The sequence below is a fragment of the Erythrobacter sp. KY5 genome, assembly GCF_003264115.1.
Classification (GTDB): domain Bacteria; phylum Pseudomonadota; class Alphaproteobacteria; order Sphingomonadales; family Sphingomonadaceae; genus Erythrobacter.
Map to the genome: position 1 here is coordinate 2,457,481 of NZ_CP021912.1, position 17,590 is coordinate 2,475,070.

The following is a 17,590-nucleotide window of genomic DNA, read 5'->3' on the forward strand; positions in this document are numbered from 1 at the left end:
CACTATGTCCAGCATGGTCAGAAATTTGCTATCCCGCCCTATTGCCCTTGCGGCCCTCGCCGCAGCTTCTGCGGGAGCGCTTTCGACCCCTGGCTCGGCCATGATGGAAGCCCCGCAAGCGAGCAACGCTCCCGAGCGCAGCAACCTTGTCGCGCGCGCTCCGGGTGAAATCGGGGCTGCTATCTCGCAATGGGAGCGGCTCACTGGCAATGGCGACTATTCCTTCGCCGATTATGCGGGCTTTGCGCTGCGTTATCCCGAATTTCCGCGTATGGAGATGATCCGCTCCCGCGCCGAGGGCACGCTCGACGACGAAGTGCCGGAACAGGGCGATGCGCTTGCATTCTTCGACGCTTACCCACCGCTCACCAATCATGGCCGTGCGCTTTATGCGCTGACGCTGGTAGCCGCGAACCGCGACGAAGCTTTCGACATGGCGCGCGAAGCATGGCGCGGCGGCGATATGAGTGCGACTGCCGAAGCCTACATCTTCGGCCTGTTCGGCTCGCAATTTTCCGATGAAGATCACGCGGCGCGCATGGACGCTCTGCTCTGGCAGGGGGATGCCGAGGCTGCCGAGCGTCACATCGTCAATCTCGCAGCGCCTCAGCGCGATCTTGCGACCGCGCGCATCGCCCTTGTTCGGGGCACCTTGCCTTCCGAAGCGGGCATCCCCGTTCCCGCCGACGCTCAGCGCGATGCAGGCTATGTCTTCAACCTCGTGAATTACTATCGCACGCGCCGGATGACCGATGCGGCGATCAATCTCCTCTCGAACCGCCCCGACTTCAACGCACCTGCTTTCGATTCGGCGGAATTCGTTGGCGACATGCTCGCCATTGCCAAGGCGGCGGGAGCGACGAGTTCGGTGCGTATCGCGAGCAAGACCGACGATCTGTTCGAAGAGGGCGAGGACATCTCGCAAGGCTCTTTCTCACTGCGTGACCGGTACACCGACCTCATGTGGCTTGGCGGCACGAATGCGCTTTGGCAGCTTGGCAATGGCGCAGCAGCTGCTCCGCTGTTCCTGCGCTATGGCGAGGCGGCTCGCACGCCGCTGACCCGCGCCAAGGGCTTTTACTGGGCAGGCCGCGCCGCGCGTCAGGCGGGCCTTTCCGAAGATGCGGCGCGCTATTTCGAGATGGCCGCCGAATATCCGCATTATTATTACGGTCAGCTCTCGCTTCAGGCGCTTGGCCGCCCGATGCCGCAGTTTGCACAGCTTCCGCAGTTGCAGATCGACGCGGCCACCCGCGCCGAGTTTGAAGCGCGCCCGCTGGTCCGCGCGATCCGCACCATCGCAGGCAACCGCCGCGACTGGCGCACTGAACGCCGGTTCTTCCAGGCTATTGGCGAAAGCGCAAAGACGCCCGAAGAGCTCCTGATGGTCAACCAGCTCGCATCGGAAACGGGGCTTGAGGAAATGGCCGTCGTCGTCGGCATGGAAGCAGGCGCGAACGGGCTTTCGGGCTTCGAACGGGTCGGGTTCCCGACCGTCCCCACCCCGCGCGTCAACGACTGGACCATGGTTCACGCCATCGCCCGTCAGGAAAGCGAGTTCGACCGGACCCGTACTAGCCACGCCAACGCCATCGGTATGATGCAGCTCCTTCGCAGCACCGCGCGCGAGGAAGCGGGCATTCTGGGCATCCAGTATATGAGCGCGAACCTGACCGAGGATCCGCAATACAATATCCGCCTTGGCGATGCGCACTTTGCCCGCCGGATGGACCTGTATGGCGGCGCTTATCCGCTTGCGATTGCGTCCTACAATGCAGGGCCGGGGCGCGTACGTCAGTGGCTCGCGCTGAATGGCGACCCGCGCCGGGGCGAGATCGACTGGGTCGAATGGATCGAGAAGATCCCCGCCAATTTCGAGACGCGCTATTACGTAATGCGCGTAATTGGAAATGCGGTGAGCTATTCGCACATGTATCCAGAACAGGCAGGACGTCCGCGCACGGTAGACACTTTTCTTCCGTGAAGCATTCGCGCTAGGCTTGCCATCATGGCAACAAAACCCGGTCCTCCGATCACGCCCGCTGGCATGGCGGCGCTGAAAGCGCGCTACGACCACCTGCTTGGCAAAGAGCGCCCTGAGATCGTCGAGATCGTCAGCTGGGCGGCGGGCAATGGCGACCGGTCGGAAAACGGCGACTACATCTACGGCCGCAAGCGCATGCGCGAGATCGACCGCGAGCTTGGCTACCTCTCGCGCCGGATGAAAGCGTGCCGCGTGGTCGACCCGTCGAACCAACCGGACCGCAGCCGCGTGTTCTTCGGCGCGCGGGTCGAGCTTGCCGATGAGGACGACGAGCGCCGCAGCGTGACAATCGTGGGCGATGACGAACAGGACGCCGGCAAGGGGTTGGTGGGGTGGTCTTCACCCATCGCGAAGGCCTTGAAAGGTGCATCTGTCGGGGATTTGCGCATTGTGAAGCTTCCCGGCGGGCTCAAGGAATGGGAAGTCATGACCATCGACTATGACTAGGCTTGCCCTCCCCCTGCTGGCCATCGGCCTCATCGCCTCGCCTCTCGATGCGAAAGACAGCCTCGGCGTCTATTCCAGCTGGGCCGCGTTTCGCGACGACAGCCCCGCGCGCTGCTACGCCATTGCCAAGCCCATGCGCGGTCGCGAGGCCGGTCCCTTCGCGAGCATCGCCAGCTGGCCCCGGCAGAACATCCGCACGCAACTCCACATCCAGCTTTCACGCCCAGCGCGCGATGGCAGCGACGTGCGCCTCACCATTGGCTCTGAACGCTTCACTCTCGCCGCCAATGGCCGCAACGCATGGGCGCAGGATGCCCGCATGGATGCAAGCGTGGTCGCCGCCCTGCGCGCGGCCACCCGCATGAGCGTCAGCGCGCTCGACGAACGCGGGCGGCGCTTTACCGACCGATACGATCTTGCAGGTGTTGCGACCGCGATTGACGCTGCGGTGGTCGGTTGCGCCTAAGCAAAAAGGCCGGACGCACCCTCGTGCGCCCGGCCCCTTTTGCGGTCTTCGCCGGAGCTTAGAAGCGCCAGCCCACGCCCGCCATCACCTGGTGACGGTCGGTGTCGATCTCGCCAAGGTCGACGTCGGGGATATCGCCATCTTCGAAATCGAGCTCAGCTTCGGAATAGTTCGAATAGCGATACTCGAGCTTGGCATAAGCGTTGTTGCCGATCATCTGCTCGATCCCTGCGCCCACGCGGTAGCCGTCGGTGTCGATCGAGCTGTTGTAGTCCTCACCGTCGAACGAGCCTTTGATGTTGTAGCGCGCGTTGGTGTAGCCGCCCTTGGCATAGAGCAGCGTGGTATCGCCGATCGTCGTGCCGATACGGGCGCCGAGATAGATGTCGCGTCCGGTTTCGACATTGCCGAGGCCGAAGCCTTCGAAGTCGCCATCGGCGAACTCGGTGTCTGCGGTCGAGTCGGTCAGTTCGGCCTCGACGCCCAGCACCACGCCGCCTGCGTTGAAGTCGTAACCGACGGCGGCACCATAGACGAGACCGTCGATCGACTGGTCGTTGTCCTGGTTGGCGTCATCGTCGACGCTGCTGCCTGCCCGGCTGGTATCGTAGCCGCCAACGCCCTCAAGACGGAAGCCGGTGAAGTTGTCGTCGGCGTCCTGCGCAAATGCTGGGGTAGAGAGCAACGCGACCGAGGCTGCGGACAGAAGGATAGTCTTGGTTTTCATTACATAACTCCGTTGGGTTCACACGATCATGAGATCGCGATAGGGGGACAACGCATCCGGGATGGGAATTGTTTCATTAACGTCAGACAACATGAATCTGTTGTTCTTGAGTAACATAGTTACGCCAAGTCGTGTCCCATCAGCGCCAATCCGTTGACGGTCATCGATCATCGACGCTCAATTGACGTGAGTGCCGGGTGAGCCGAAGCGCAGCGGCGTCCATGGCCAAATCTGCGATTGCGACCAGCCGCCCCGCTTGTGCTTTGATTTGTGGCGCAAGCCGCATTATATGCGCGCTCAATCATGGCAGACACGACCCTCATGACCATCCCCGGGCAGGTGGACCCGGTTCCCGTCGCGCGTGACATCACGCCGCGCGCCGATGGTCGTATCGACCTCATCGGCCTCCCCCGCCCGCGCATCCGCGAGTTGTTCGCCGAAGCCGGTCTCGACGAACGGCAGGCGAAGCTGCGCGCGAAACAGGTGTTCCACTGGCTCTATCACCGAGGCGTCACCGATTTCGAGGCGATGACCGATATTTCGAAAACCATGCGCCCGTGGCTGGCCGAGCGGTTTGTGATCGGTCGTCCCAACATCGTGGAAGCGCAGCATTCGTCTGACGGCACGCGCAAATGGCTGCTTCAGACCGATGACGGCCACGATTTCGAGATGGTCTTCATCCCGGACGCCGATCGCGGCACCCTTTGCGTATCGTCGCAGGTCGGCTGCACATTGAACTGCACCTTCTGCCACACCGGCACGATGCGGCTCGTGCGCAACCTCACTCCGGGGGAGATCGTCGGTCAGGTCATGCTCGCGCGCGATGCGCTGGGCGAATGGCCCAAAGGCGTGATGGACGGTTTGGACGATGCAGAAGACGCCAAAGATCCGGTGGGCCACTACACCGCCGATGGCCGCCTGCTCACCAACATCGTGATGATGGGCATGGGCGAACCGCTCTACAATTTCGACCATGTGCGCGATGCGCTCAACCTCGTGATGGACGGCGACGGGCTTGCCCTATCGAAGCGACGCATCACGCTTTCCACCAGCGGCGTCATTCCGGCGATGGAACGCTGCGGCGAGGAGATCGGCGTCAATCTCGCGGTTTCGCTCCACGCGGTGACCAAAGATGTGCGCGACGAGATCGTGCCGCTCAACAAGAAATACGGCATCGAGGAGCTGCTTCAGGCCTGCGCCGATTATCCGGGCGCTTCCAACGCGCGGCGCATCACGTTTGAATATGTGATGCTCAAGGACAAAAACGATTCGGACGAAGAGGCGCGCGAGCTCGTCCGCCTGCTCAAAAAGTTCGACCTGCCCGCGAAGGTGAACCTCATTCCGTTCAACCCCTGGCCGGGCGCTGAATACGAATGTTCGACGCCTGAACGGATCAGGGCGTTTTCCAACATCGTGTTCGAAGGCGGCATCAGCGCGCCGGTGCGCACCCCGCGCGGCCGAGATATTGACGCGGCCTGCGGGCAGCTCAAGACCGCCGCTGAAAAGAAAAGTCGCGCCCAAAGGGACCGCGAGGCAGCGGAAGCGGCTGCAGCAGAAGCCGAGACTTCAAGCTAAAGCGAAAGAGCGCCGCCGCGCGCAATCGTCCGGCACAGCCCGCCGATCCAGATCGCTCCTTGTGCATCCCTGCTCACATAGACCTGGCCATCGGCCCCGGTGCAGCGACCCTGCGTTGCCAGATAAGTAGGCGGAACCAGACCGTTCTCGATCAGGTGCCGGGCAACGCCGGCATTGAAGCTCCCGGTTACGGGGTCTTCGACAAGCTGGCCATGCTGGTTGCTGAAGAAAGCGCGCAATTCCCAATCAGAACCGGCTCCCTGCGCACACGGGCCTGCAAGCCCAATATCGGTCCCGATTGCCGCCCTTGCCGCAGGCTTTGCCGCAAGCACGTCCTCGGCGCTCTTCAAGCGCAGAAGCTGCCAGTTGGGCCCGTTCGCAACATGGACGGCTTCGACGACACTGGCAGGATCGACACCGGTCACGGCCACGGCCTGGGCAAGTTCGCTTTCGCTCAAGGGTCCGCTCCTCATCAGGGCAGGCGCTTCGAATGCGAGCCTGTTGTCGTCGCGCCGCACCTTTACCAATCCGACACCGCATTGCTGGACGATCACGCCATCTTCGCGCGCCTTGCCCCCTTCAGCCAGCCACGCATGACAGGTGCCAAGCGTGGGGTGCCCGGCAAATGGCAGCTCGCCCGCAGGGTAGAAAATCCGTACCTTGTAATCGGCTCTCTCGTCATCGGGAGGCAACAGGAATGTGGTTTCGGAAAAACCGAGCCACTGGGTCAGCCGCAACATCTGATCGTCTGACAGCCCTGCGCCGCCATGCACCACCGCAAGGGGATTGCCGGCCATTGCCGAGGCACCGAAAACATCGACAAGATCAAGGCGCATCACGAAACTCCCTGTTCAAAGCGCTTGTGCGACCCCTGCTCTAATGCTGTCAGGGGAGAGTTGCGAGACAGCTTTACTCTGACCACAAGCACAAAAGCCATGATCGACCCGGCCACATTCGAATTCTACCAGAAGCGCGTTCCGTTCTACACGTCGAGCGCGGGCTGCGGGCCAAGCCGCCATCTTGACGCGTTTCTCGACCGGCTCAAACCGGGCGCGTGCATCCTTGAACTGGGCTGCGGCACAGGCCGGGATTCAGCGCGCATGATCGAACGCGGCTTCGATCTCGATGCGACAGACGGCATCCCCGCAATGCTGGTCAAGGCGAATGAGCGGCATAATATCGGCGCACGTCTTATGCGTTTCGATGAGCTGTCTGCCGAACAAGCCTACGATGCGATTTGGGCACATGCGTGCCTGCTCCATTGTCCGCGCGCCGAGCTTCCCGGCGTGCTCAACCGCATCCAGACAGCGCTTCGCCCCGGTGGGTTCCACTATGCCAGCTACAAGCTCGGCGATGGCGAGGGCCGCGACCTCCTCGGGCGGTTGCACAACTTCCCGACCGCCGATTGGCTTCGCGCTCGATACCAGGAGGCCGGGTTCGATATCTTCAATGAAGACGTCTTTGCCGGGAAAGGGACGGATGGAACCATGCGCGACTGGCTGGCGATCACCGTCAGGCGTCCCGATTGACGGGCGTTACACTTTCCTACTGGCGCGCAATGTGCTGCAAGGCTGGTATGAAAATCGTCGCCCCACCCCATTTTCAAACGCGCTATTTCGCGCCGGTTTCAGAGCGCGCGGTTTTTGCTTTTGGACCGTGTAACATGCGGTCCACTTCTCATGCGTCGCCCCAGAAGGAACAGCCATGAAACGCACGCTCGAAGCGATCTGCACCGGGACGGCGCGCCCCTTCAACGGCGCGGAATTCAGCGCTTTTGCCAAGTATCCGCGCGAGGGCGCAGTGCAGATCCTCGAAGAAGGATTCGCGCCGGACGAACAGGCCGACCGGCGCGTTCATGGCGGGCCGGAAATGGCGCTGCATCTCTATCCGCTCGACCACCATGCCTTCTGGCGAGAGACGCTTGGCGATATCGACCTGCTCGACCATCCCGGCGCGTTCGGATCGAACCTTGCGGTCAGCGATCTCACTGAGAAAGACGTGCATATCGGCGACTGCTTCCGGCTTGGCAGTGCGCTGATCGAAGTGAGCCAGCCGCGCCAGCCATGCTGGAAGATCGAGCACCGCTTTGGCGAGCATTGTGATGCCAAGGGCATGGTGAAGACCATCATCGAAAGCGGACGCTCTGGCTGGTACTTTCGCGTGCTCGAAATCGGGGAAGCGTGCGCTGGCGATATGTTGGAGCGAGTCGGAACAGGCGCGAGCGATTGGACTGTCGAGCGAACCTTCGCCGCGCTGGTCGCGGGAAAAGCCACTCGGGATGAGCTTGAAGAGCTTGCCGAACTGGAACCGCTCGCGCCCAAGCTGCGGGAAAGGGCGCGTTCGAAGCTGGGGTAAGGTCGATCAACTCATCGCAGCAGGACCGCAGTTCATCTTCCTGACTCGTAATCCAACATTTCGTTCATCCAGCGTTCGGTGAAGATGAACGAAATAGGGCGTGCCTTCACGAACAAGGCCGCAAAGGAAAACGACGATGAAAATGATCGCACTGCTTGCCGCAACAGGCTCCCTCGCCGCCATCAGCGCCCCCGCACAGGCCGCCGATATCGCTCCCACCCCGGTCGCGGACGCCGTGTTCTCATTCGACACGGGGCTCGACCAGGTCGCCGCTTACGGCGATCCGCCCCGCCATGCTCGGGCCTGGGGTCGCCGCCATCGCGACCGCGACTATCGCTATTACGATGATGACGATGACGACTGGGACGATGACGACCGCCGCTATCGCCGGGGTCGCGGGCATTACGACGATCGCATCTATGACCGCCGTGGCCGCTACCACGAACCGCGCCGACTGCGCCGCGGGGACCGCGTCTGGCGGGGTCGTGATGGTCGCTACTACTGCGAACGTGGAAACGGCACGACCGGTCTGGTGATCGGTGCCGGCGTCGGTGCCCTGCTTGGCCGCACGATCGACACGCGCGGCGACCGTACGGTCGGTACGCTGCTCGGCGGAGCGCTGGGCGCAGTCCTTGGCCGCGAGATCGACCGCGGCGACGCACGCTGCCGCTAAGCGCTTAACCAGCCACACAAATAGCGCCGTCCGCAAGTCCCAGCGGGCGGCGCTTTGCTGTGTGCAAAGCGCGTGAGCGCTGATAGGGGCTAGGGTCATGGCAGATGACGCACCCCTCCCCGCCATCCTCATAACAGGCGGCGCCACGCGGATCGGCGCCGAGATCGCGCGCGGCTTCGCTGGCAGGGGCTGGCACGTCGTCATCCATTACCTGAGCTCGGGCGAACAGGCGCAGGCGCTGGCCTCCGAACTGCCAAGTGCGCAGGTGGTGCAATGCGACCTCAGCGACGACGCAGCAGCAGCCGCGATGATCGAACAGGTGGCAGCGCGCCTCCCCGGCCTGCGCTGTCTCGTCAACTCCGCGTCGATCTTTCGCTATGACGATGCAACCAAACTCGATCCCGCAACGAATAGAGAGGCGATGCAAGTCAACGCCCTCACCCCGGCCCGAATGGCGCAAGCCTTCCTGGCACATGCGCAAGGCCCCGGCCCGCGCTGCGTCATCAATGTCACCGACATGAAGATCGAGAACCCCAACCCCGACTTCTTCAGCTACACCATGTCAAAGCACGCGCTCGCATCCACGATCCCTATGATGGCGATGAGCGCAGCAGAAGATGCGCGGGTCTATGGCATCGCGCCCGGAGCGATCCTTGCAAGCCATGATCAGAGCGAGGATGAAACCGAGCTTTCGCACCGCCTCAACCTGCTCGAGCGCAAGACATCGCCGCAAGAGATAGTCGATGCCGCGATCTTCCTTGCGACCGGCACTGCGAAAAGTGGCACGACGCTCTTCATTGACAGCGGTCAGCACCTGATGGACCAGCCGCGCGACGTCATCTACCTCGCTCGTGAAGAGGCGATGCGGCGGAGGGACAGGGCATGAAGCGCCACGCGCTCTCGACGCGGATCTGGCACTGGATCAACGCGGTTGCCTTCATCGTTCTGTTCGGGTCCGGCCTCACCATCTCGAACGCGCACCGCTACCTCTATTGGGGCGACTATGGCTTCGATCCTGCCGATGCTTGGCTGGCAGTCATGCGCTTCCCTTCATGGATGACGATCCCGCAGCGTTATGACCTTGCCGAGGCGCGCGACTGGCACAATTTGTCGGCATGGATCTTCGCGCTCGCGCTGCTCTTCATGTGGATCGCAAGCCTCATCAACCGCCACTTCTGGCGCGATGTCGCGACCAGTCCCGGAGACTGGTCGCCGCGCCGCTGGCTTGAAGTCATTAAATCGCACATTTCGGGCGATCACGAAAAACCAGCCAAGTTCAACCCGCTGCAACGCATCATGTATGGCGTGGTCCTCGGCATCCTCTTGCCACTGATGGTCTTCACCGGCCTTGCCATGAGCCCCGGTTTCGAGCCCATCGCGCCGTGGCTGGTCGACCTGCTCGGCGGTCGTCAGAGCGCGCGCAGCCTGCACTTCCTCGCCGCATGGGCGCTGGCGGGCTTCGCGGTCCTCCACATCCTCCTCGCTCTCTTGCCAAGCCAGTGGAAGGAGCTTGGTGCAATGATCACCGGGGGCAAGAAGGAGAGCCGACATGGCTGACACCACCCGCCGCGCAATGCTTGCCGGAATGGCTGCGCTTCCCGCCGCCGCCTGCACCGAGCTTGCTGAAACAGGGCCTGCGGGCGACCTGTTTGACGCTGCCGAGGACTGGCACCGGGCCGCGCACCGCGCGCTTGCCAGTCGGCAGGCGCTCGCCCCGGAATATGCACCGGACGAGCGCTCCCCCGACATTCGCGGCAACGGATCGCTTACGGTCGACACGCCCGAATATCGCGAGCAACTGGCGAACGGCTTTGCCGACTGGCGGCTCGAAGTCGGCGGGCTGGTTGCAAATCCGCTGAGCCTGAGCCTCGCCGATCTCAAGGCCCTGCCGCAGCGTACCCAGATCACGCGCCACGATTGCGTCGAAGGCTGGAGCGCGATTGCCGAATGGACCGGACCGCAGCTTTCCCGCCTGCTCGACGAAGCAGGGGTCCGCGAAGAAGCCAACTTCATCGTCTTCCGCTGCGCCGACACGCTTTATGGCCGCGCCTATTACGAGAGCGTCGATATGGTCGATGCCTACCACCCGCAGACCATCATCGCGCACGAACTCAACGGCGAACCCATCCCTGAGAAGAACGGCGCACCGCTAAGAATGCGGATCGAGCGACAGCTGGGATACAAGCACGCCAAATACCTGACCGGCATCGAAGCGGTCGCCAGCTTCGATGACATCCACGGAGGCAAAGGCGGCTTTTGGGAAGATGTCGGCGATTACCAGTGGTATGCTGGCATCTGACGAGCGCTAGTCGGGATATTTGCGGTTCATCGCGTCCCAGCAGATATCGACCACCTCTTCGAGCACGTCGAGATCGATATCGGCAACCTTGTTGACATAGACGCAGCTTGCCCCGGTTTTGTGCTTGCCCATCTTGTCCAGCAGTGCATCGACGCGTTGGCCTGTTGCTTCATCGCAATACCGCCCCATCAGATAGAGCGAATGCTTCGCCTTTCGGGGTGAGAACCCTGACCGCATCCAGTGTACATCGCGCCCGCTTGCATAGGTCGTTCTGTATTCGCCAAAGCCGATGATGCTGTCGCCCCACATGCGGCCTTTCTCGCCTGTCACCCTCTCGAACAGGTGCAGCAAAACCCGCGCATCGTCCTGCTTCGAAGGTGGCTCAACCGTGGCGATGAAGTCTTCCACCGGCACGTCTGTCACTTGTGTCTTGGCTTCGCTCATCCCCGTCTCCCCTGACGACACTTTCCTACTCTACATTGACAGCATAACACAAAGCCCGCCAAACCTGTCGCCGAAGTAACATGAAGTCAGTTTCGGGGGATCAATCAGACATATGTGGCTACTCGACAAGTTCCTGACCAAGGCGATCAAGCTCGGCAAGCTGATCGTGACGAACCACGATGGCAAGGAATACACTTACGGGCCCGGCGGAGAATACGACCCGCTGGTAGGTGGTCGTCCTGGGCCAATCCGCATCAGGTTGACCAACAAGAAGGCGGCGAACCACATCGTGCGCTATCCGCAGATGGGCGCTGGCGAAGCGTTCATGTGGGGCTGGCTGGTGGTCGAGGAGCCGCACGACATTCGCGACATGATCCTGCTGGTGACGATGAACGCAAAGCGGCTTGGTGCGTCATCGCTCAAGGCGAAGGGGCCGGTCCGCAAGGCGGTGCAGAAGGTCAAGGCTGCGGTCGACGGGATAAACCTGCGCAGTTCGGCACGGGCCAATGCCGAACACACCTACAACCTCACCCGCCAGCTGTATGAGCGTTTCCTCGACGAGGATCGCCAATACACGATGGCCTATTACCGCGAGGACGATCCGACTCGCACCAGCCTTGAACAGGCGCAGATGGACAAGAAGGCGCACCTTGCCTCCAAGCTCTATCTCAAGCGGCCGGAGGACAATGGCGGCAAGCGGATGCGCGTACTGGACATTGGCTGCGGCTGGGGCGGTTTCGCGCTGTACCTGCACAAGATGTACGATTGCGAGGTGCTCGGCGTTGCGCTGGCGCCCGACCAGATCGCTTTCTCGAACGAGCGGGCTAAAGAGCTGGGCGTCGACGAGCACGTCAAGTTTGAGCTGATGGATTATCGCGACGTGACCGGCGAATTCGACCGTATCTCGAGCGTCGGCCTGCTCGAGCATGTCGGAACGATCCACTACCCGCAATTCTTCGAGCACACGAACCGTCTGCTCAAGAAAGACGGGGTGATGATCTCGCATTGCTGCGGTCGATCGGGCGCGCCGGGTTATACCGATGCCTGGACCCGCAAGTACATCTTCCCCGGCGGTTACATCCCTGCGCTGAGCGAGCTTGTGACCGAGAGCGAGAAGAACGGCTGGCAGGTGATGGATGTCGAAGCGATGCGCTTCCATTACAGCCACACGCTTCAGGAATGGTACGCGCGCACTGTCATGCATCAGGCAGAGATCACCGAGATGTATGACGAGGTGTTCTACCGCATGTGGCTGTTCTACCTCGCAGGCGCAGAGCAGAGCTTCCGCAACGGGACGATGGTCAACTGGCAGCTGCAATATGTGAAGGACAGGAGCGCCATCCCGATGACACGCGAATATATGGAGCGCGAAAGCGAGCGCCTGCGCGAGATCGGCGAAATCCCGAGCTGGCGCTTCGATCCTCAGCTTAAGGAAGCGGCGGAGTAGCACTCCGCCGCTCGCAATGGTCAACGGCGGGCGAGCTGCTCTTTGCTGACCATCTTGACCGGGCCGTGATCGTCGAAGTGGTCGCCGTGCATGTGGTGGAGGCGGCCTGCGTGGACGAAGTCCATATGTGAGCCGTGCTGAACCATGGCGTGTTCTTCGCCGTCATGCCCATGCGGGTGGTCGTCGCTGACCGAGGCGGAAAGTTCATGCGAGGCGGGATTGGTCGAACTGACCGCGATCTTGTGCTCATCGACATGGTCGGAGTGCTTGTGATGCAGGTGCATGTCGTGGAGGTAGTCAACATGGCCGTCATGCTCGATCGCGTCATGACCGCAATCGGCCCCGTGCGCGTGGTCTGAGTGATCGGCGTGCAGGATTTCGTGGGCGAAAGCTCCGCTGGTGGCGAAGGCAGTAAGGGCAACGGCAGCAAGAAGGTGTTTCATCGCTTGTCTCCAATCCGTGATCCCGCCTGTCCGATACACTTGTCCAAATTGCTTGTCACCCCGTATGTCGCGCCGCGCTAACACGTCAGTCCGGCGATCTGGAGGTCTCGCCAGATCGCATTGCCTCAACGGCCCGCCCTCGGTACAGCGCGCCATTCCTGCCAACCCGCGAGCCCCAGCGTCGCACATTCGAGTAATCCGACCATGTCCGAGATCAAACGCGTAGTCCTCGCCTATTCCGGCGGCCTCGACACATCCGTCATCGCCAAGTGGCTGAGCGTCGAGCGCGGGCTGGAGGTCGTCACTTTTACCGCCGACCTGGGGCAAGGCGAAGAGATCGAGCCTGCGCGCGACAAGGCCCGCGCGATGGGCATTCCGGACGAACACATCTTCATCGAAGACCTGCGCGAAGAGTTCGTTCGCGACTTCGTCTTCCCGATGATGCGCGCCAACGCTCGGTACGAAGGTGACTACCTGCTCGGCACCAGCATCGCCCGCCCCCTCATTTCCAAGCGCCTTGTCGAGATCGCGCATGAGACGGGCGCCGATGCGGTCGCTCACGGCGCGACCGGCAAGGGGAACGACCAGGTCCGCTTTGAACTCTCCGCCTATGCGCTCGACCCCAGCATCAAGGTGATCGCCCCGTGGCGCGAATGGGATCTGACCAGCCGCACCGCGCTCATCGCATGGGCCGAAGCGCACCAGATCGCCGTACCCAAGGACAAGCGCGGCGAAGCCCCCTTCTCCACTGACGCCAACCTGTTGCACACCTCGTCCGAGGGCAAAGTGCTGGAGGACCCGTGGGAGGAGACCCCGGACTACGTCTATTCGCGCACCGACCACCCAGAGAACGCGCCCGACACTCCCGAGTACATCGAGATCGGGTTCGAGCGCGGTGACGGCGTAACGCTGAACGGCCAAGCGATGAGCCCTGCCACCCTTCTCTCCGCTCTCAACGACCTTGGTCGCAGGCATGGTATCGGCCGGCTCGACCTTGTCGAGAACCGCTTTGTCGGCATGAAGTCGCGCGGCATGTACGAGACGCCGGGCGGCGAGATCTACGCCCGCGCTCATCGCGGTATCGAGCAGATCACTCTCGACCGGGGCGCGGCTCATCTCAAGGACGAGCTCATGCCCAAATATGCCGAGCTCATTTATAACGGCTTCTGGTTTGCGCCCGAGCGCGAGATGCTGCAGGCGGCGATCGACCTTAGCCAGGAGAAGGTGACCGGCACCGTCCGGCTCAAGCTTTACAAGGGTCAGGCAAGCGTCGTGGGCCGCAAATCGCCGCATTCGCTCTATTCCGAGGCACACGTCACTTTCGAGGACGATGCCGGCGCCTACGATCAGCACGATGCGGAAGGCTTCATCAAGCTCAACGCGCTGCGCCTGAAGCTGCTCGCCGGTCGGGATCGCAAGCGAGATTGAGCCTTTGGATTGCAGCGATCCGCTTTCGCCGCGAGTCGCCGTGAGTCGCGTGCGCAGCCGTTTCACAGAAGCGTAACATTCGAAAAGCTGCGCTTGCGCCTTGCTGCAATCGCAACGTCTCAATCATCCGCTGGTTCCCGGCGAGCAGTGTCAAATACGATGAACCGTTGACTTGTCCACCGCCCTCCACAGCTGATCTGGTGAAAAGTGGATAACCCGCTCTTGCCCGGCTTGCGAACCGAGCGATTCGAGCGCAGTTTCAACTTGTCTTCGGAACATGGAAGGCACTGATTGAAGCGCCGCAAGGCACTGAAAACCAGAGCAATTTGAGTTGCGAAGATACGGTGGCTGCTGTCCACGCGCTGTCTTAGAGGCGGTATGCAGAATGCTCACGCAGGAAGCAAACCGGCTTGTTTGAGGAAAGTGCGAAAGCGTTGTCATCGTTAAGGCTGCAATACCGGCAGGCGATAGCTGTAGGAAAGCGCTTTCGAGCAGGGACCGACAGTGTTTGAACCGCCCGCCACCAAGGGATTGCAGTCACGGCCTTCGTCAAGGGGCTGTTAGCGCAAGGGGAAGGCTTCGGCCGGATCCAGATCGCAGCAGTCACGAAGCAAGGTCGGATGCCGGTGCGAGCGCCGGTGACGAACCGCGAAGCAAGGCGGTGCAAGAACGGAAGAACCCGCAAGGGTTCTGAAGGAACAGCACAGCCGGACGCGGATGAGAAACCGGGCGCCAAGCGCGCAAACGGATGCAGAAGGCGAGGTTCGCCAAACCGGACGCAAAACCGATGCGACCACGCGCTGGTAAGAGTGGGGTCGGCAGCAATGCCGGCCCCATTTGCTTTTGCCCCTTCCGCCCCCGCCATTTCGCCCTGCTTCTTGTATCTTCGCCTACCGATTCGCCCCTTCCGCTCCTCACCTTCCACGCCGCACTGATCCTGCGATGCAGGCCACGTCGAGCACCCTTCGGCTCGCCGCAAATGCGCCCCGGATCGCGCCAGGCGGAGGCCGGCAAGCGCCGCTCGGAATGGCGCAGATTTGCCTTTTCCAGCTCCTCTCGTGTATCTGCCGGCTCCCATGAGACAGTCAGATCGCCTCCTGGACCCGCACCACCGACGGGCGCGCACCCCGCGCGCAGCTTCGCGTTTCGTGCTCGCCATGTGCCTCGCCAGCCTTCCGCTTGGCGCGTCAAGCGCGCAGGAGACGCTCTCTTTCCAGGCCAGTCCCGGCACCGGACAAAGCTTCGAAGAGGGTGCCGAGATCGTCCCCTTCGCGGCCCAGTTCACCGACTTGATCGAGCCGCTTGGCCCGGACCTTCAGAACCTCGACCTCATGGTTCCGCCAGACGCAGTCGACCTCGACACGTTCGAGCCGCCACGCGGTCCCACGATCCTTCGCAGCCTCGGCAGCGGGGTGGCGTCCTATTACGGTCGCCGCTTCCATGGCCGCCGCACCGCCAATGGCGAACGCTTCGATATGGGTGCGATGACGGCCGCACATAAGACCCTGCCCTTCGGCAGCCTTGTGCGCGTCACCAACACCCGTAACGGCAAGAGCGTGACCGTTCGCATCAACGACCGCGGCCCCTTTATCCGTGGGCGCACAATCGACCTCAGCCGCGCAGCAGCGCAAGAGATCGGCATGCTCTCACGCGGGCACGCAAGCGTTGAGATGGAGCTGCTGGCGCCCTGAGCGCCCCAGCGCCTGTCGGCCGCTCGCCCTCAGCTTCCCAACTGTCCGCGTATGGCACCCGCCGGAAATTCGGACGTGTGCACGTTGACGTAGTAGTCCTCGTGATCGCTCGCGATTGCGGCCAGCACCTCGCCATCGACTTGCGCGCAGGTCTCCTCGCCATCCTCGCCGGTCAGTTCAAGGACGACCACGGGCGGGCCGTTCTTGCCTTCCTTGCCCTTGTGGATGTGCGCCGCGGTGAACCCGTCCAGCTCTTCGACTTCGAGGTAGTAGCACAAGGTGCCCGTCTCCATGTCGATCTCGCCTGAGAAATCGCCGCTCGCATCCTCCCCCGCGCCCTGATGGCCAACCTCGTTGGCCCCGAACAGCGAGGCTCCGAGCGCGTGAAGATGTTCGTCGGCAAGAGCGGCAGGCGCCGCCACAATGCTCGCCCCCAACAAACCTGCGCCGCAAACGAGCGTGATACCCGGTTTATGCATCAGTCCCATCGTCTCTCTCTCCTTCACTAAGGAGCCTTCAAAATACGCCTCTTTTCTGAGTCGTGGAAGCCGGATTTGCCACCGGCCTCTGCGCCGTTACCGGGCTTTTTGGCATCCGCTCCGGTGACCTTCCACCATGCGGTGTCGCCCGCCTCGAAGGCGGCGAGTTGCAGCGCCTCGATCTCGTCGATCTCCTCCGGTTTGCTCGCCAGTGCGCTTGGCAACGGTGCATCATCGGGCCGCGCATCGTCCATCGCGCAAAGGCGTTCCTCAAGGCTTTCGATGTCGGGGGAGCAATACGCCTCTTCCTCCATGTCTTCTCCGACATCATCCGCGCCCTCTTGATCGAGCGCGCGATCAGAAGTGGACCGCATGTTACACGGTCCAGGCACAAACTGACCAAACGCATCCTCGCTCTCGTCCTCGGCGGTTTCGAATGCCTCGATCAGATCGTCAAATGAGCCTGCGACCACGGCGACATCCTCGCGCTCTGCCAGGCGGTCGAGCCGCGCGAGATGCGCGAGCAGCAGCCGGTCCGAATAACGCCGCCGCGTGGCTACGACCTCGCCGTGATAATAGACCTCCTCCTCAATCCCGTTCATTGCGCGGCTTGCAAGCAGATCCTCGGCCAGTTCGCGCGCGATCAGGAACGCTGCGTCCATCGCCGCGCGAAAAACGGGCGATGCGCGGCGCATTCGGTAAACGGTCTGGTGTGAGACCGCCGAAGCTTTCGCCGCCGCGCGAACCTCTCCGCAATCGGCGAGCTTGCGCAGGAAGCCCGCCTGCCGCTTGCGGGCAAAACGCAACTGGCCCGAAAAGTCGCTGTCGGGAGGCAACATCTCGATGAGGGCGGGCAGCGCCTCGGCTGCGGGGATGAAGGGGCGCGGGGTTTGTGCTGACATTTCTGGTGCTCCTTGAAGCGGAGCCAGACCAGCTACACACAAATGCGTGAGTAGGAAAATGCTGCTTGCCCTTCGTCTCAAAGGCGCAAGGGTCGGCGGTGAAACCATCGCGGGCAATTCCCCGCTGCATGAACGCGTGCCTTAAGTGTTCCTGCGTGGCCCCGCTGCCA

Annotated in this window: 19 protein-coding genes; 13 read left to right on the forward strand and 6 right to left on the reverse strand. The window is 62.2% G+C overall.

The features are described from left to right. Positions 1-4: 4 nt before the first annotated feature. Genes CD351_RS11665 through CD351_RS11675 form a run of 3 tightly spaced genes read left to right on the forward strand, consistent with a single transcriptional unit; the run spans position 5 to position 2,957 of the window. Positions 5-1,984 carry a lytic transglycosylase domain-containing protein gene (locus CD351_RS11665; protein WP_234027119.1) on the forward strand — a complete coding sequence of 660 codons (1,980 nt, stop codon included), beginning with the start codon at positions 5-7 and terminating at the stop codon, positions 1,982-1,984. A 24-nt stretch (positions 1,985-2,008) separates the two neighbouring features. Then, positions 2,009-2,491, forward strand: a complete 483-nt coding sequence (greB, locus tag CD351_RS11670) for a transcription elongation factor GreB (protein WP_111992799.1) — start codon at positions 2,009-2,011, stop codon at positions 2,489-2,491. Continuing rightward, positions 2,484-2,957, forward strand: a complete 474-nt coding sequence (locus CD351_RS11675; protein WP_111992800.1) for an invasion associated locus B family protein — start codon at positions 2,484-2,486, stop codon at positions 2,955-2,957. The genes greB and CD351_RS11675 overlap by 8 nt, the downstream gene beginning before the upstream one ends. A gap of 58 nt (positions 2,958-3,015) precedes the next feature. On the opposite strand, the gene CD351_RS11680 is transcribed toward CD351_RS11675, so the two are convergent. Then, on the reverse strand, positions 3,016-3,684 hold the full coding sequence (locus CD351_RS11680; protein WP_111992801.1) for an outer membrane beta-barrel protein: 669 nt from the start codon (positions 3,682-3,684) through the stop codon (positions 3,016-3,018). Between the two features lie 303 nt (positions 3,685-3,987). Between CD351_RS11680 and rlmN the strand changes: the two genes are divergently transcribed. Further along, complete coding sequence (rlmN, locus tag CD351_RS11685) at positions 3,988-5,259, forward strand: 23S rRNA (adenine(2503)-C(2))-methyltransferase RlmN (RefSeq protein ID WP_111992802.1); 1,272 nt, start codon at positions 3,988-3,990, stop codon at positions 5,257-5,259. Here rlmN and CD351_RS11690 read toward each other — a convergent pair. Then, positions 5,256-6,095: a PhzF family phenazine biosynthesis protein gene (locus CD351_RS11690; RefSeq protein ID WP_111992803.1), complete on the reverse strand. Its 840-nt coding sequence runs from the start codon at positions 6,093-6,095 to the stop codon at positions 5,256-5,258. The genes rlmN and CD351_RS11690 overlap by 4 nt on opposite strands. Positions 6,096-6,194: 99 nt before the next feature. On the opposite strand from CD351_RS11690, the gene CD351_RS11695 reads away from it, so the two are divergent. The 6 genes from CD351_RS11695 (at position 6,195) to CD351_RS11720 (ending at position 10,586) form a co-directional block, all read left to right on the forward strand. Next, the gene (locus tag CD351_RS11695; RefSeq protein WP_111992804.1) at positions 6,195-6,788 is read left to right on the forward strand and encodes a class I SAM-dependent methyltransferase; all 594 of its coding nucleotides are present in this window, start codon (positions 6,195-6,197) and stop codon (positions 6,786-6,788) included. A gap of 175 nt (positions 6,789-6,963) precedes the next feature. Beyond that, on the forward strand, positions 6,964-7,614 hold the full coding sequence (locus CD351_RS11700) for an MOSC domain-containing protein (RefSeq protein ID WP_111992805.1): 651 nt from the start codon (positions 6,964-6,966) through the stop codon (positions 7,612-7,614). Positions 7,615-7,750: 136 nt separating this feature from the next. Beyond that, entirely contained in the window at positions 7,751-8,287 is a 537-nt protein-coding gene (locus CD351_RS11705; protein ID WP_199797871.1) for a glycine zipper 2TM domain-containing protein, read from the forward strand. A gap of 97 nt (positions 8,288-8,384) precedes the next feature. After that, positions 8,385-9,173 (forward strand): SDR family oxidoreductase, encoded by a 789-nt coding sequence (locus tag CD351_RS11710; RefSeq protein WP_111992806.1) that lies wholly within the window; start codon positions 8,385-8,387, stop codon positions 9,171-9,173. Further along, on the forward strand, positions 9,170-9,844 hold the full coding sequence (locus tag CD351_RS11715) for a cytochrome b/b6 domain-containing protein (RefSeq protein WP_111992807.1): 675 nt from the start codon (positions 9,170-9,172) through the stop codon (positions 9,842-9,844). Before CD351_RS11710 ends, CD351_RS11715 begins: the two co-directional genes overlap by 4 nt. After that, complete coding sequence (locus tag CD351_RS11720; protein WP_111992808.1) at positions 9,837-10,586, forward strand: molybdopterin-dependent oxidoreductase; 750 nt, start codon at positions 9,837-9,839, stop codon at positions 10,584-10,586. Before CD351_RS11715 ends, CD351_RS11720 begins: the two co-directional genes overlap by 8 nt. 6 nt (positions 10,587-10,592) lie before the next feature. Here CD351_RS11720 and CD351_RS11725 read toward each other — a convergent pair whose 3' ends face one another. Then, the gene (locus CD351_RS11725; protein WP_111992809.1) at positions 10,593-11,030 is read right to left on the reverse strand and encodes a DUF1801 domain-containing protein; all 438 of its coding nucleotides are present in this window, start codon (positions 11,028-11,030) and stop codon (positions 10,593-10,595) included. Positions 11,031-11,142: 112 nt separating this feature from the next. Here CD351_RS11725 and CD351_RS11730 point away from each other — a divergent pair, with 112 nt between their 5' ends. Continuing rightward, on the forward strand, positions 11,143-12,477 hold the full coding sequence (locus CD351_RS11730; RefSeq protein ID WP_111992810.1) for a cyclopropane-fatty-acyl-phospholipid synthase family protein: 1,335 nt from the start codon (positions 11,143-11,145) through the stop codon (positions 12,475-12,477). Positions 12,478-12,497: 20 nt separating this feature from the next. On the opposite strand, the gene CD351_RS11735 is transcribed toward CD351_RS11730, so the two are convergent. Continuing rightward, the gene (locus CD351_RS11735) at positions 12,498-12,920 is read right to left on the reverse strand and encodes a hypothetical protein (RefSeq protein ID WP_199797872.1); all 423 of its coding nucleotides are present in this window, start codon (positions 12,918-12,920) and stop codon (positions 12,498-12,500) included. A gap of 204 nt (positions 12,921-13,124) precedes the next feature. Here CD351_RS11735 and CD351_RS11740 point away from each other — a divergent pair, with 204 nt between their 5' ends. Both CD351_RS11740 and CD351_RS11745 read left to right on the forward strand, forming a co-directional pair. After that, the gene (locus tag CD351_RS11740; protein WP_111992811.1) at positions 13,125-14,348 is read left to right on the forward strand and encodes an argininosuccinate synthase; all 1,224 of its coding nucleotides are present in this window, start codon (positions 13,125-13,127) and stop codon (positions 14,346-14,348) included. A 1,076-nt stretch (positions 14,349-15,424) separates the two neighbouring features. After that, positions 15,425-16,039 carry a septal ring lytic transglycosylase RlpA family protein gene (locus CD351_RS11745; protein WP_111992812.1) on the forward strand — a complete coding sequence of 205 codons (615 nt, stop codon included), beginning with the start codon at positions 15,425-15,427 and terminating at the stop codon, positions 16,037-16,039. Between the two features lie 29 nt (positions 16,040-16,068). On the opposite strand, the gene CD351_RS11750 is transcribed toward CD351_RS11745, so the two are convergent. Continuing rightward, positions 16,069-16,527 carry a CHRD domain-containing protein gene (locus CD351_RS11750; protein ID WP_111992813.1) on the reverse strand — a complete coding sequence of 153 codons (459 nt, stop codon included), beginning with the start codon at positions 16,525-16,527 and terminating at the stop codon, positions 16,069-16,071. A gap of 17 nt (positions 16,528-16,544) precedes the next feature. Beyond that, positions 16,545-17,420: a hypothetical protein gene (locus tag CD351_RS11755; RefSeq protein ID WP_111992814.1), complete on the reverse strand. Its 876-nt coding sequence runs from the start codon at positions 17,418-17,420 to the stop codon at positions 16,545-16,547. Positions 17,421-17,590: the final 170 nt, after the last annotated feature.